Annotated in this window: 10 protein-coding genes and 5 tRNA genes; 10 read left to right on the top strand and 5 right to left on the bottom strand. The window is 46.1% G+C overall.

The features are described from left to right. From L1D23_RS18410 to L1D23_RS18395, 4 genes are all read right to left on the bottom strand, one after another. Nucleotides 1-252 carry an accessory factor UbiK family protein gene (locus tag L1D23_RS18410; RefSeq protein ID WP_004745538.1) on the bottom strand — a complete coding sequence of 84 codons (252 nt, stop codon included), beginning with the start codon at nt 250-252 and terminating at the stop codon, nt 1-3. Between the two features lie 146 nt (nt 253-398). Next, on the bottom strand, nt 399-3,521 hold the full coding sequence (locus L1D23_RS18405) for a multidrug efflux RND transporter permease subunit (RefSeq protein WP_239869876.1): 3,123 nt from the start codon (nt 3,519-3,521) through the stop codon (nt 399-401). A gap of 11 nt (nt 3,522-3,532) precedes the next feature. Next, nucleotides 3,533-4,639, bottom strand: coding sequence for an efflux RND transporter periplasmic adaptor subunit (locus tag L1D23_RS18400; RefSeq protein WP_239838728.1), 1,107 nt, complete (start codon nt 4,637-4,639; stop codon nt 3,533-3,535). Between the two features lie 18 nt (nt 4,640-4,657). Continuing rightward, nucleotides 4,658-5,239 carry a TetR/AcrR family transcriptional regulator gene (locus tag L1D23_RS18395; RefSeq protein WP_239838727.1) on the bottom strand — a complete coding sequence of 194 codons (582 nt, stop codon included), beginning with the start codon at nt 5,237-5,239 and terminating at the stop codon, nt 4,658-4,660. 201 nt (nt 5,240-5,440) lie between these two features. Here L1D23_RS18395 and rep point away from each other — a divergent pair, with 201 nt between their 5' ends. Then, complete coding sequence (gene rep / locus L1D23_RS18390; RefSeq protein ID WP_239869873.1) at nt 5,441-7,459, top strand: DNA helicase Rep; 2,019 nt, start codon at nt 5,441-5,443, stop codon at nt 7,457-7,459. Nucleotides 7,460-7,542: 83 nt separating this feature from the next. On the opposite strand, the gene L1D23_RS18385 is transcribed toward rep, so the two are convergent. After that, on the bottom strand, nt 7,543-7,956 hold the full coding sequence (locus tag L1D23_RS18385) for a cytochrome c5 family protein (protein WP_239838775.1): 414 nt from the start codon (nt 7,954-7,956) through the stop codon (nt 7,543-7,545). A 287-nt stretch (nt 7,957-8,243) separates the two neighbouring features. On the opposite strand from L1D23_RS18385, the gene L1D23_RS18380 reads away from it, so the two are divergent. The 9 genes from L1D23_RS18380 to L1D23_RS18340 all read left to right on the top strand — a co-directional run bounded on the left by L1D23_RS18380 (nt 8,244) and on the right by L1D23_RS18340 (nt 15,176). Next, nucleotides 8,244-8,320, top strand: a tRNA-Arg gene (locus L1D23_RS18380). Nucleotides 8,321-8,361: 41 nt separating this feature from the next. Next, nucleotides 8,362-8,437, top strand: a tRNA-His gene (locus L1D23_RS18375). Nucleotides 8,438-8,490: 53 nt separating this feature from the next. Then, nucleotides 8,491-8,567 (top strand) — tRNA-Pro (locus L1D23_RS18370). 48 nt (nt 8,568-8,615) lie between these two features. Then, nucleotides 8,616-8,691, top strand: a tRNA-His gene (locus L1D23_RS18365). A gap of 145 nt (nt 8,692-8,836) precedes the next feature. Beyond that, nucleotides 8,837-8,913 (top strand) — tRNA-Pro (locus L1D23_RS18360). 814 nt (nt 8,914-9,727) lie between these two features. Further along, nucleotides 9,728-11,443: an ABC transporter ATP-binding protein gene (locus L1D23_RS18355; protein ID WP_239869841.1), complete on the top strand. Its 1,716-nt coding sequence runs from the start codon at nt 9,728-9,730 to the stop codon at nt 11,441-11,443. Nucleotides 11,444-11,530: 87 nt separating this feature from the next. Then, nucleotides 11,531-13,081, top strand: a complete 1,551-nt coding sequence (locus L1D23_RS18350) for an ABC transporter substrate-binding protein (protein ID WP_239869838.1) — start codon at nt 11,531-11,533, stop codon at nt 13,079-13,081. A gap of 176 nt (nt 13,082-13,257) precedes the next feature. Continuing rightward, nucleotides 13,258-14,235, top strand: a complete 978-nt coding sequence (locus L1D23_RS18345) for an ABC transporter permease (protein ID WP_239838723.1) — start codon at nt 13,258-13,260, stop codon at nt 14,233-14,235. 2 nt (nt 14,236-14,237) lie between these two features. After that, nucleotides 14,238-15,176: an ABC transporter permease gene (locus tag L1D23_RS18340; RefSeq protein ID WP_239838722.1), complete on the top strand. Its 939-nt coding sequence runs from the start codon at nt 14,238-14,240 to the stop codon at nt 15,174-15,176. Nucleotides 15,177-15,312: the final 136 nt, after the last annotated feature.

Here is a 15,312-nt window from a genome sequence, read left to right as displayed (position 1 = left end):
TTACTTATCTGCTAGTTTCTCTTCTAGATCGGCTAGCTTCTTTTCCATTTCAGTCAGCTTCTGGCGAGTGCGAAGGAGTACCTGAGTCTGAACATCAAACTCTTCGCGACTAACGACATCCAGCTTATTCAGCTGACCTTGGATAACTTGACGAACTTTCTGATCAACATCTGCACCAAGTTCTTTTACTGGCGCGGGCATGGAATCATGAATCTGTTTAGCAATTTGCTCTAGTTTCTTTGGGTCAAACATGTGACGAGAACTCCTGTATCTTTGTGTATATTCTATGTAATTGGTACGGGAAAGTCGCTATTTGGATAACAAAAATTCGATGTGGTCAGCGGTCAATCTAAACCAATAAAAAAGGCCACCGAAGTGGCCTTTAGTTAACGCAGAGCTTAGCTGTTGTCGGCTAACTCACGTTGTGCGGCTTTTGCTTCATCAACACGAGCCAATTTCTCTAAGTCTTTATCTTCAACAAAGACTGGAAGTGGCTTGTGCTTCTCAGCTAAGTAGCTATAGATAACTGGCAGTACGAACAGGGTAAACAGAGTACCGATCGCTAGACCAGCCACGATAACAATACCGATACTGAAGCGCTGAGCGGCACCAGCACCTGTTGCGTACATCAGTGGGATCAGACCTGCAATCATCGCTGCAGTTGTCATTAGGATAGGGCGTAGACGAACCTTCGCCGCTTCCATGACCGCTTCTGTCTTGCTCAATTTATTGTGTAGCTGCTCTTCTTTGGCCACCTCACAGATCAAGATGCCGTGCTTAGTGATCAGGCCTACCAAGGTGATCAGGCCAACCTGAGAGTAGATGTTCATCGAAGCAGCTCCCCAAGCCAGAGCAATCAAGGCACCACATACCGCCAATGGAACGGAAACCATGATAACAATTGGGTCTTTAAGAGATTCAAACTGAATCGCCAGAACCAAGAAGATGATAGCCAGTGCTAAGCCAAACGTTGCGTACAGTGCACTACCTTCCGTAACATATTGACGAGCTTCACCCATGTAGTCGTGGTTGTAACCATTTGGCAGTTTGTTGCTTGCTAACTCTTCCAACCAGTTTACCGCGTCACCCATTGCTGTCCCTGGTGCAGGTACGGCACCGATGGTCGCTGAGTTTAGCTGGTTGAAGTGTGGTAGCGAACGTGGCTCAGCGACAACATCGATAGTAATCAGGCTACCAAGTGGAACCGCGCGGTTATCTGCGGCACGCACGTAGTAGTTATTCATCGACTCAGGGTTTAGACGCCATTTACGCTCTACCTGTGGAATGACCTCGTAGGAGCGGCCGTTAAGGTCGATACGGTTTACATAGCCATCGGACATCATGGTACTCAACGTAGTACCAATGTCTTGCATTGTTACGCCGTATGCGCCCGCTTTGTCTTTATCAATGTTGATCTTCATCGTTGCTGAGTCGTAGTTAAGGTCCAGCTCAGAGTAGACAAACATTGGGTTAGACGACACCTCGCCAAGCACATCTGAGGCAATAGCGAATAAGCTCTCAAACGCATTAGGTGTGGTGATAACGAACTGTACTGGCAGACCGGAACCGGCACCTGGTAGTTCTGGCATCTGGAATGCAGTTACCGCCATGCCTGGAACGTTTTTCACAAGGCCTGTCACGCGATCAGCTACTTCAGATTGGCTTGCTTCACGCTCACTCCAAGGCACCATAGAGGCGATACCAAACGCTTGGTTTGAGTTAGGCACACCAGTAAACACCTGTGCGTAAGCCACTTCTGGTTGATCAGACAGAATTCGGTTTACGTCGTTCATGGTGTTTTGCATGAAGTCGAGGTTAGCGTTTGATGGAGCCGTACCCATCAGCATCACCACCCCTTTATCTTCCGATGGCGCCAGTTCGCTTGGAATGAATTTGAACAGCATCGGTAGGCTGGCAAAAACAATCACAGCGAAACCAAGTACTACAGGGCGATGTTTCATGACCGCACCCAGCATGCGTTCATAACGGTTGGTCATGCCATCCAGCACATTATGGACTTTTTGTTCGAATTTGCTTGGGGTTTCATTGGCCTTGAGCATTTTCGAACACATCATGGGTGACAGAGTCAGAGCGACGATACCGGAAACGAATACCGAGCCTGCGAGGGTCAAAGCGAACTCTTTAAACAGTGAGCCTGTGATGCCCCCCATTAAGGCTATTGGCGCATACACCGCACCCAGTGTTAGGGTCATCGCGATAACCGGAACAGCAATTTCACGTGTACCAATAATCGCAGCACGGAAAGGCGACTCACCGAGCTTGATGTGTCGGTCGACGTTCTCTAGAACAACGATCGCATCATCCACCACCAGACCGATGGCCAATACCATGGCGAGTAGTGTCATCAGGTTCCATGAGAAGCCCATCGCTTGCATTACCATCGCCACACCAATCAGTGAGAGAGGGATGGTGACGATAGGGATCATTACCGCACGGAAAGAACCGAGGAATAGGGTAATGACGATCAATACAATCAGTGCTGCTTCCGCGATGGTCTTAATAACCTCGTTGATCGATTCATTGATAGCAATGGTCGAGTCATACATCACGTTCATATTGATGTTGCTCGGCAGGTTACGCTCTAGTTGAGGTAACAGGTCAAGCACATCAGCCGCAATGTTGATTGGGTTGGCACTTGGTGCTGCATTGATCGCAACTACTACCGCCTCTTTGCCGTTGGCACTTGCACGGTAAACATCATGGCTCTTCTCAAGCGTTACCTTAGCGATATCACTCAGACGAGTAACATCACCTTCATCAGAGCTTACGACAAGGTTCTTCAGCTCTTCTACGTTTGATACCTGAGTATCTGCACTACCGTTATACAGAACGAACTCGCCTACAGCCTGACCAGCTGCTGACTGATAGTTGTTGGCACTTAGTACGTTCATGACATCGGTAGCCGTTTTGCCCAGCGCGGCCATTTTGGCCGGATCTAGCCAAATACGCAGGGCGTATTTCATGCCACCGTAGAGGTCAACCTTAGAGACACCATTTACAGTGAACAGCTGTGGGTTGATTACACGCTCTAGATAGTCAGTGATCTGGCTAGATGAAAGTTCATCACTGGTAAAGCCGATATAGAGTACTGCGGTAGTCGAGCCCGTCGACATGGTCACAGTTGGATCTTCGGCTTCTTTGGGAAGCTGAGATCGAACCGAGTTGGTCTTAGCCAGAATGTCAGATAGGGCTGCATTCGGGTCAGTGTTCAACTTCATGTTAACGGTAATGGTCGATGTACCGAGTACCGACGATGATGTCATATAGTCGATATTATCGGCTTGAGCTACGGCCTGTTCCAGAGGCTGAGTAATAAAGCCTTGGATCAGATCGGCACTGGCACCGTAGTAACTGGTTGTCACCGTAACTACAGTGTTTGTCATTTCAGGGTATTCACGGACCTGCATTTTGAATACTGCTTGTAAACCAAGCAGGGCTATCAAAAAGCTGATCGATACCGCTAAAACTGGACGTTTAATAAAAACATCAGTAAAGCGCATGAGGCCTCCAATTACAGCATTGGTGTTTCAGCTGGTGGAGTAGTTGCATCGCTTTCTACTACACGAACTTTCGCGTCATTGCTCAAACGAACCTGACCAGATGTCACAACCACATCACCAGGCTTCACGCCATCTAGGATATGAGCAATGTCTTTCACGCGTTCACCCACTTTAACCACTTGCTGTTTAACGCGTTTTTCACCATCTTTCTCGGAAATGATGTACACATTGTCACCGTAAAGAGTAAAGGTGATAGCCGTTTGTGGCAGAGTCACTTGATTTTCCAAGGTTGGCAGAATGATATTGGCACGAGCGAACATACCACTACGTAACTTGCCATCGCTGTTTGGAATATCCGCTTGAACCTGAATCAAACCACTTTGAATATTCACCGCAGGTTCTATTGCTGTGATTGAGCCTTCGAATGGTGTTTCAGGGTAAGCATCGACGAAGATATCAACTTGTTGACCAAGCTGGATACGTGAGATGTCTGTCTGTGGCACAGTGAAGCGTAGGCGCATGACGCTGGTATCTTCAAGACGAACAATATCAGTACCAGCTTGTAGGTATTGGCCTAGGTAAACGTTACGAATACCTACCACGCCCGAAAAAGGCGCCTTGATGTCACGGCGGTCAATCGTTGCTTTAAGGCTTTCGATATCGGCTTTTAGCGAGAAATAGTTTGCTTCGGCGTCATCATATGCTTCTTTCGATACAGAGCCTTTTTTGTATAGGCCTTGGTAACGTTTGTATTTCGCTTGGGCTGCAGGCAGCTTTGCCTGTGAGCTCTTCAAGTCAGCTTTTTCCACCTTAGAATCCAGCAGAACAAGAGGCTGACCTTCTTCAACTGTAGTACCTGAGTCGAACGTGATTTTATCAATCACACCTGCTGTTTCATTGGCGATAGTGACACCTTGATTCGGCTCAATGAAACCGATCGCTTCGATCACAGGTACCCAATCAACCGGCTTCACTTCCGTTACAGTAACCGGAAACTCAGGCTCTGGGCGATTAGCCAAATATTCGGCTATCTTTTGTTGTTTGAATAGATTGAAGCCTATCACGCTGCCAAACAGCAGTATTGCGATAAGCAACATAAAGAAAGTCCACTTTTTCATTCTGATCAGAACTCCAAGTTAGTGTTGAATTATTGCATCCCAACTGGCTTCGATTGCGGCTTCTAAGGCTGCTTCATCCAGGTGGTAGTATCCCAAAGCATGTTTTCTCGCCAGTGCGACACTGGCTTCAAAACTCAGCCCTGAAAGAATCTCATTGTCGAGAGGTTTAAAGATCCCTTGCTCTTTTCCTTGCTTAAACAACCGATCCACTTGGGCAAACATTTGTCGCTCAAGTTCCCGAGTCTTTCTCTTATTTGCACAGGGAAGAGATTCATATTGAACGCGACTACTCAGGGTTTCCATATCTGAACTGGCTAAATTCCATATGTTTAACCACATAGTGCGATAGCGTACTTTCAAGGGCATATCGTCATTGACACCAGATTGGACGGCAGATGCAATCCGCTCGGCGACGTTCAAACGTACTTCATCTAGGAGATGCTCTTTATCTGAGAAATAACGATAGATAGTGCCTGCAGCCACACCCGCTTCTTTGGCCAGCTTATGCATCGACAGGCCTTGAAAACCGGACTCTGCAATCAGCTTTTCGGCTGCAGTGAGGATCTGTTCTTGCTTATCTATTGCAGTGTTACTAGACATAGTTTCACTACCCAATGAATGAACGTTCATTCATTATAGCCTAATAGCTGTACACTAGTGCAATAAAATATTTGGTTAATTATGTAAATTTATAGGTAATGAGATCATTTTAGCTGGCACTAGTTGGTGTCGATTAAGCATAGCAATCGATCTGTTGCAGCATTATTATAGGCGCCAAAGAATTTGACCTCAGAGATCTTTATGAAGCTGAACCCCAATCAAGACCAAGCCGTAAAATATGTATCAGGACCTTGTCTGGTTTTGGCGGGAGCGGGATCTGGCAAAACTCGCGTTATTACTAATAAGATTGCGTATTTGGTTCAGCAGTGTGGTTATAAGGCGCGCAATATTGCTGCGGTGACGTTTACTAATAAAGCAGCACGTGAAATGAAAGAGCGTGTCGGCCAGACGTTAGGTAAAAACGAATCGAAAGGCTTGATGGTTTCGACTTTCCATACTTTGGGTCTCAACATTATCAAACGAGAATATAAGTCGCTAGGGTTAAAGGCGGGCTTTTCTTTGTTTGATGATCAAGACCAGTTAGCGCTACTGAAAGAGCTGACAGAGAAGCAGTTGGATGGCGATAAAGATTTATTGCGTCAATTGCTCAGTACGATTTCTAACTGGAAAAATGACATGCTGACCCCTGATGAAGCCAAAGCGCGCGCGCAGGGTGAGCAACAGCAACTGTTTGCGTTCTGCTTTGAAATGTATCAAAAGCAGATGAAAGCCTATAACGCCCTCGATTTTGATGATCTGATCGCTTTACCAGTTCTGCTGCTGCGTACCAATGAAGAAGTCCGTCAGCGTTGGCAAAACCGCATTCGTTATTTGCTCGTTGACGAGTACCAAGATACTAACACCAGCCAATATGAGCTGGTGAAATTGATTGTCGGTGAGCGTGGCCGCCTAACGGTTGTGGGAGATGATGACCAGTCGATTTATTCTTGGCGTGGTGCCAAACCTCAGAACTTGGTCTTACTTGGTGAAGACTATCCGAATCTTCGTCTGATCAAACTGGAGCAAAACTATCGCTCAACCAGCCGCATTCTGCGTGCTGCCAATATTCTCATCGCCAACAACCCACACGTGTATGAAAAGTCACTGTTTTCTGAAATACCCGATGGTGAAAAGCTCAAGGTGTTACTGGCGAAAGATGAAGAACATGAAGCGGAGCGGGTGACCGGTGAGCTGATCGCCCATAAGTTTCTTAATCGTACCGATTATCGCGACTATGCCATTTTATATCGTGGTAACCACCAATCTCGTCTGATTGAAAAATCTCTGATGCAGAACCGAGTGCCCTATAAACTCTCAGGCGGAACCTCGTTTTTTGCCCGCGCGGAAATCAAAGACATCATGGCGTACCTACGTGTGTTGGTGAATCCTGATGATGACAATGCGTTTTTACGTATTGTGAATACGCCACGGCGTGAAATTGGCCCGGTAACCTTGGAAAAGCTGGGTAGTTACGCCAATATGCGCGGTAAAAGCCTGTTTGAGTGCAGTTTTGAGATAGGACTGGAACAGCATCTCACTGGACGAGGGCTAGAGAACCTACGCCGTTTTACTCAGTGGTTAGTGAAAATAGCAGACCAAGGCGAGCGTGGTGATACGGTGGAAGCGGTACGTTCATTGGTTCGTGATATCAATTATGAAGATTGGCTGTATGAAACCTCTGCCAGTCCCAAAGCGGCAGAGATGCGGATGAAAAACGTTTCTGATCTGTACTCCTGGATTGTCGCAGATCTGGAGGGAGATAATTACGATCAGGAAGAAAAGAGTCTTAAAGAAGTCGTTCAGCGCCTGACACTGCGTGACATGATGGAGCGAGGGGAAGAAGATGAGGACAGTGATGCTGTTCAACTAATGACGCTACATGCTTCGAAAGGTCTTGAATTCCCTTATGTGTATTTGATTGGTGCGGAAGAAGGTATTTTGCCTCACCAAACCAGTATAGATGAAGACAATGTTGAAGAAGAGCGCCGTCTGATGTACGTAGGGATCACCCGTGCACAGCGCGAGTTGACCTTTACCATGTGTAAAGAGCGTCGCCAATTTGGCGAATTAATTAAACCGACCCAAAGTCGATTCCTAGATGAATTACCGTTTGATGATGTAGAGTGGGAAGTGAATAAAAAGCCCCAGACCCAAGAAGAACGAATGGCAAAAGGGCAGGCACATATCGCTAATATTCGAGCGATGTTTAATAAAGATTGATGTACTGTTTATAGAAGGCAGTAATGAAAAGGGCTTGGTGAAAACCAAGCCCTTTTTCGAATCGCTTCTTATATAAAGACGAATTACAGGCCGGCAATCATGTGCTCAATTGCCGCAACGATTTCATCGTCTGAACAATCCATACAGGACCCTTTCGCTGGCATAGCATTAAAGCCGTTGATAGCGTGGTCTTTCAGCACGTCTTTGCCCTGTGCAATTCGCGGACCCCAGTCACCAGCATCACCGGTTTTTGGTGCGCCACTAACACCTGATGCGTGGCAAGCAATACAGAAGGTGCCATACACGGTCGCGCCATCACGTGGACCGGTTGGCTCTGCTTTGACTGGTTCTGAACCTGCAAGGTACACATCACCGACAGGTTTAATGCGCTCTGCAATCGCATCATAGTCTTCTTGGCTAACATTAGCTGCAAAAGAGGCGCTAGAAAAAGTGATCGCAGCGACCAAAGCGGTTAAGATTTTTCGAGACATATCCATTAAACTCACTTTACATTCCTGAAGGTAAGTTCGTGCTTACCTATTATTAGAGTGTGGTTTGATCCACAGCGTTTTGCTGTTAAATCAATGTAAATATTGGGTGATTATATCCTGATAACTTGTTGCAATAAACAACAAGTTACCCGCTTCCATGGGGTTATCTAATGGGAAATAGGGGTTTATCACACTTTAATTGCCCAAAAAGGCGCCAAACGATAAAAAAAGTTTAAAAAGTACTAGACGGCCTAGTGTGATATACGTATTATTCCACTCCGCCGATAGGGCATGCGCCCGTAGCTCAGCTGGATAGAGCGTTGGCCTCCGGAGCCAAAGGTCGAAGGTTCGAATCCTTTCGGGCGCGCCATCCGGACGCTTACTAAGGTAAGTTAAATTGGCAGTATAATGGTGGCTATAGCTCAGTTGGTAGAGCCCTGGATTGTGATTCCAGTTGTCGCGGGTTCAAGTCCCGTTAGCCACCCCATTATTTTGGTGGCATTGTCTCCATTCTTGAATCATTCGAGATAAAACATAAGTCGGTGAATAGCGCAGCTTGGTAGCGCATCTGGTTTGGGACCAGAGGGTCGGGGGTTCGAATCCCTCTTCACCGACCACTCTTTCGTTTATGGCTTTTAAGAGCGGTAAACATCAAAATTTTGATGGTGGCTATAGCTCAGTTGGTAGAGCCCTGGATTGTGATTCCAGTTGTCGCGGGTTCAAGTCCCGTTAGCCACCCCATTACTCAGGTGGCATTGCTTCCTTTCTTGACTCTCTTCAAGATAAATATAAGTCGGCGAATAGCATTATTTGTATTGCATCTCGGCTCTTGGAATAAGCGGGACCAAAGGGTCTACAACGTTAACCAAGTAAAAAAATTCATCGTCGGTGAATAGCGCAGCTTGGTAGCGCATCTGGTTTGGGACCAGAGGGTCGGGGGTTCGAATCCCTCTTCACCGACCACTATTGAAAGCCTCGACAGTAATGTCGGGGCTTTTTTGCATTTAATACTCATCATTAAGTCTACTAACGGGCTCAAGCCTCTTTCTGCTTTAGTATCCCTCTTTTTTGCTCTCCAATGGTTTAAATCCAGAGGTACATACAATGCCACGCTTTCATGGTCCCAACAGGTTTGAATGAGCCCGAACATGAATGGCGCATAGATTGTTAAACATGGTTATACAAAAGCTTTCTTGGTAACGCTTGAATAAAGAGTGCTCAGTTATATGTGCTGATTATGCATTTAATGGTTACGCATAATCGTGTGGTGATACTTGCTGTTTGGTGTGAAAGTAACCATAGTCATTTAGTCTGTCTTTTTGGTTTTAATCTGGTTATATATTTGGTTGATTTTCATTTTTGTGGAGTTTAGGTCTAACAAGTAAATTTTATCTGACCTAATGTTTTTATTTTGTTAAAGGGTTGGCTGGTCTTTTTTGTGAATTAATATTCATTCTTTTTTATGGCTAAAGGTTTTAAGTTATAACTAAACTGCTTATTAACCTTGCTCTGAGGCTGAGGTTTGCGTACAGGTATGACCAACCGATGATCTAGCTTGATTGCATATTTATTTTCATAAGCTGCTTGGTTTTTGTTCTAACTCGACTTTTTATCCTATGTTTGTTGCTTTTCTGTGAATTTTTTGCCAAATTGATGACCTTGTAAATTGCCAGAACGATATACCCAATTTGCTTTTTGGATTGGGTGACGAGCTGGCTTGAATGGATTCACTTTTCAGACAGGGCAGAAAGCTGCCAAAGCAGTAGAGGTCTGGTTAATGTCACTCTTAGAAGTTAAAAATCTTCGTATTGAATACCCGTCGCGTCATGGTGTGCATGCAGCGGTTAAATCGTTATCGCTCAATATTGAGCGAGGCGAAATCGTGGGTGTGGTTGGGGAATCTGGTGCGGGTAAGTCAACAGTTGGTAATGCTGTGATCGATTTGCTTAGCCCTCCTGGCCGTATCGCCAGTGGTGATGTCTATTTGGACGGTGAGTTGATCTCCGGTTTATCGGCTGAAGAGATGCGACAAGTTCGAGGCTCAAAAATTGGGTTTATTTTTCAAGATCCAATGACTTCCCTTAACCCGCTATTTACGGTTGAGCACCAGCTGAAAGAGACTATTCACGCCAACATGAAAGTGTCAGATGAAGAAGCTTATCAGCGTGCCTTATCTTTAATGCAGCAAGTCGGTATTCCACAGCCAGAAAATCGCCTTAAGCAGTATCCTCACCAATTCTCAGGTGGTATGCGCCAACGTGTTGTTATTGCTATTGCGCTTGCCGGTGAGCCTGATTTGATCATCGCTGACGAACCGACTACGGCGTTGGACGTTTCTATTCAAGACCAAATTCTGAGCCTGATCCGCGAATTGTGTATCAAGAATAATGTTGGTTGTATGTTGGTCACCCACGATATGGGCGTGGTTTCTAATGTCACGGATCGTGTTGCGGTCATGTATCGAGGCGACTTAGTTGAGTTTGGCCCGACAGCAAAAGTATTAGGCGATCCTGACCATTCATATACTCGCAGCTTGATTTCTGCTGTTCCTCGCTCAGATATGAAGCTTGAGCGTTTCCCTCTGGTGAGTTACATCGAAGAAGCTCATGAGATGGCGCCTTTGGATGTGAAAAATCATTGGCTAGGCCAAAGTCAGGATCATCGTGAATACACAGGTTCATTGTTGACCGTAGAGAATGTCAATCTTCGCTTTACCACCAAGGATTCATTGTTTGAAAGCCGTCGTGAGTACGTGCAGGCATCGAACAATGTCAGCTTTGAAGTTTTCGAAGGGGAAACCTTCGGTTTGGTGGGTGAATCGGGCTCGGGTAAGTCAACCATTGCACGTGTGATTGCGGGTCTGTATCAGCCAAACTCGGGCAAGGTTACTTTTGAAGGTATTGATCTGACTTCGCTAAAATCTGAAAAAGAGCGTCGTCCACTTCGTCGTCAGATGCAGATGGTGTTTCAGAACCCATACACATCTATGAACCCACGGATGAAGATCTTTGACATCATTGCTGAGCCAATCCGTTTCCATAAGCTAACCCGCGATGAAACGGAAACCAGACAGATCGTCAACGATCTGCTTGATCACGTTGGCTTGGGAAAGATGGCTGGTGTGAAGTATCCACATGAATTCTCAGGTGGTCAGCGTCAGCGCATTTCGATTGCGCGTGCTCTAGCGACTCGTCCACGTCTTCTGATTTGTGATGAACCAACGTCCGCACTGGATGTATCGGTTCAGGCACAAATTCTTAACCTATTAAAAGACTTACAAGATGAGTTAAATCTCACCATGTTGTTTATCAGTCACGATCTCCCAGTGATTCGCCAAATGTGCGATCGAGTGGGTGTGATGCAAATGGGAACACTATTGGAAGTTGCGCCAACTGAGCAGCTGTTCAATTCACCACAACATGAATACAGTCAACAACTGATTTCTTTAATGCCTGAATTTACAGGCTTAAGAGAAGAAGTAAAAACGGCGTAAGTCGTAGACATTACCCAGATGTACTTGGGTGACCAAACAGAAGCAAACACAACAACTAGGGATGAATCCCGCATAAGGAGTTATGCAATGAAAACCATGAAAAGCAAACTAGCAGTGGCTTTAATGGCAGCTGGCTTGAGCTTTAGCGCAGCAGCAGCAGATATCACAGTGGCTTACGATGCTGACCCAGTATCTCTGGACCCGCATGAGCAGCTATCAGGCGGTACTCTGCAAATGTCTCACATGGTGTTTGATCCACTAGTTCGTTACACACAAAAGTTTGATTTTGAACCTCGCCTAGCTGAGAAATGGGAACGTGTTGATGACACAACTTTCCGCTTCCAATTGCGTAAAGGCGTGAAGTTCCACTCTGGTAACGAACTGACGGCTGACGACGTAGTTTGGACGTTTGACCGTCTGAAAGACTCTCCTGACTTCAAAGCTATCTTCGAACCATACGAGAAGATGGTAAAAGTAGACGACTATACGGTTGAGCTAATCTCGAAAGGGGCTTACCCACTAGTTCTACAAACGGCAACTTACATCTTCCCGATGGACAGCAAGTTCTACTCTGGTAAGACAGAAGATGGCAAAGACAAAGCGGAAGTGGTGAAGCACGGTAACTCGTTCGCTTCAACGAACGTTTCTGGTACTGGTCCGTTTATCGTTACTCAGCGTGAGCAAGGTGTAAAAGTCACATTTGAGCGTTTTGGTGATTACTGGGACAAAGACACAGGTAACGTAGATAAGCTAACGCTTGTACCAATCAAAGAAGACGCGACACGTGTTGCCGCACTACTTTCTGGTGATGTAGACATGATTGCACCGGTTGCGCCAAACGATCACAAGCGTGTCAAAGGGGCGAAGAACGTAGACCTAGTGACATTACCAGGTACACGTATCATCACGTTCCAAATGAACCAAAACAGTAATGAAGCACTGAAAGACGTTCGCGTTCGCCAGGCGATTGTTCACGCGATCAACAACGAAGGCATTGTGAAGAAAATCATGAAAGGCTTTGCTACGGTTGCTGGTCAGCAAGGCCCAGAAGGTTACGCTGGTTACCAAGCAGACCTAGTGCCACGCTATGACCTGAAGAAAGCCAAAGAGCTGATGAAGGAAGCGGGTTACGAGAAAGGCTTCACGCTAACAATGATGGCGCCAAATAACCGCTACGTAAACGATGCGAAAATTGCTCAGGCTGCTGCGGCCATGCTGTCTAAGATCGGTATCAAAGTGGATCTGAAGACTATGCCTAAAGCGCAATACTGGCCAGAGTTCGATAAGTGTGCGGCTGACATGCTGATGATCGGTTGGCACTCAGATACAGAAGATTCAGCGAACTTCTCTGAGTTCCTAACCATGACGCGTGATGAAGCAACAGGTAAAGGCCAATACAACTGTGGTCACTACTCAAACCCAGAAGTGGATAAGTTGGTTAACGCGTCAAACGTAGAAACGGATCCAGCTAAGCGTGCAGAGATGCTTCAGAAAGTAGAAGCAACGCTGTACAACGAAGCGGCGTTTGTTCCTCTACACTGGCAGAACCTTGCTTGGGGGGCAAAATCTAACGTTGATATCGCGCCAATCGTGAACGCGATGAACTTCCCTTACTTCGGTGACTTGGTGGTGAAATAACCCCTCACAGAATTAAGTTGGAATATTGGCACCCTTTTCGGGTGCCAATACTTAATTTTTTGGTGCTTAGCTTTGTTTCAGTCGGGTTAGGTGCCATTTTTCAGACTGAAAGTGCGATCAGATGAGTTTTTCTGGTTTAGCAGACTGAAATCTACGGAAAGTTAAAGGGGCAAGGAATGTTTTCGTTTCTGGTCAAGCGCCTGTTTCAGGCACTGATAGTGATGTTTGTGATCAGTTTGGTGGCGTTTGCCATTCAGGATAATCTGGGTGACCCGTTGCGTGAGCTTGTTGGTCAATCGGTTTCTGAAGCGGAGCGTCAAGCTCTCCGTGATGAGCTCGGCCTTAACGATCCCTTCATTACGAAATACACTCGCTTTGTTGGCGCTGCGCTACAAGGTGACTTAGGGACTTCTTATTTCTTCAAGCGTCCAGCGGTTGAAGTAATTCTCGATAAATTGGTGGCGACACTAGAATTGGTGTTTGGTGCCACAGTGATCATCATTGTTTGTTCAATTCCTCTCGGCGTTTACTCGGCAATTCACCCGAAAAGTATCTTTACCAAAGTGGTGATGGCGTTCAGTAGTATCGGGATCTCTATTCCGGTCTTTTTGACCGCGATAATGTTGATGTATGTCTTCTCAATTGAACTTGGCTGGCTACCTTCCTATGGTCGGGGAGAAACTGCCAATGTGCTCGGCTGGGAATCTGGCTACTTTACTCTTGATGGCCTTGCACACTTAATCCTGCCATGTATTGCGCTGGCGTCTATTATGCTGCCACTTTTCATCCGTCTGGTTCGTTCTGAAATGCTGGAAGTGCTGAGCTCTGAGTACATTAAATTTGGTAAGGCTAAAGGCCTTGCTCTTAATAAAATCTATTACCAGCATGCCCTGAAAAATACCATGTTGCCTGTGTTGACGGTTGGTGGTGTACAAATCGGTACTATGGTGGCCTACACCATTCTGACCGAAACTGTGTTCCAGTGGCCGGGTACTGGTTTCCTTTTCCTAGAAGCCATCAACCGTGTGGATACGCCGCTGATCACCGCCTACGTAATTTTCGTTGGTCTGATTTTCGTTGTCACTAACACCATTGTGGATTTGCTATACGGTATCATCAACCCGACTGTTAACCTGACAAGCAAAGGAGCATAATCATGAGTCAAACAGTAGCTGCTCCTTCTCGTTGGGAGCGTTTCAAACAATCGGATTTTCTTTATTATTTCAAACGCGACAAGGTGGCGATGGCCAGCTTTACCGTGTTTATGTTATTCCTCGTAATGGCACTTGCTGCGCCAGTGTTGTCGCCAACTGACCCGTATGATCTCGCGTCTATCGATATCATGGACTCAGAATTGCCACCTTCTTGGATGGAAGACGGTGACGAGCGATTTGTGCTTGGTACCGATGAGCAAGGTCGTGACATCCTTTCAACCATACTTTACGGTTCTCGCTTGTCATTGACGATTGGCTTTTTGGCGGTCGGCTTACAATTGATACTAGGTATCGTGATTGGCCTGTCGGCGGGTTACTTCGGTGGCCGTATCGATAGCTTCCTGATGCGCTTTGCTGATGTCCAGTTGTCATTCTCTACGATGATGGTGGCGATCATAGTGTCAGCTATTTTCAAAGCCAGCTTCGGTAGTGACTTTTACGCCCAGTATGCGGTAATTATGCTGGTGGTGATCATAGGTGTAGCTGAATGGCCGCAGTATGCGCGAACTATTCGTGCTTCGGTTTTGGCGGAGAAGAAGAAAGAATACGTGGAAGCTGCACGAGTCATGGGCTTTAAAGCTCCTCGTATCATGTTCCGCCATATTCTGCCGAACTGTTTGTCGCCTATCTTGGTTATCTCGACGGTTCAGGTGGCAAACGCCATCATGTCAGAAGCGGCACTTTCTTTCCTTGGCTTAGGCCTTCCGGTAGATCAACCATCACTTGGCGCTCTGATCAGTATCGGCTTTAACTACATCTTCTCAGGAGCTTGGTGGATTACGGCTTTCCCAGGTGTCGTTCTGGTGACACTAGTGTTGGTTATCAATCTATTGGGTGACTGGCTACGTGATGTATTTAACCCGAAAATCTACAAAGGGTGATCCAAGCCTAAGATTTGGTTATAAAAACCTCACTACACTAAGAGCCGTAACATGTTACGGCTCTTTTTTTGCATCTGAATTTTTTCAGTAGTGAGTCGTCAATAATGCACTCTATCGTTTAGAGTATGGACATCGA

It is taken from the genome of Vibrio sp. Isolate24 (assembly GCF_022398215.1).
Taxonomy (GTDB): Bacteria; Pseudomonadota; Gammaproteobacteria; order Enterobacterales; family Vibrionaceae; genus Vibrio; species Vibrio coralliilyticus_A.
Note: the sequence above shows the minus strand (reverse complement) of the source record. Positions and strands in the feature narration are given on the sequence as shown.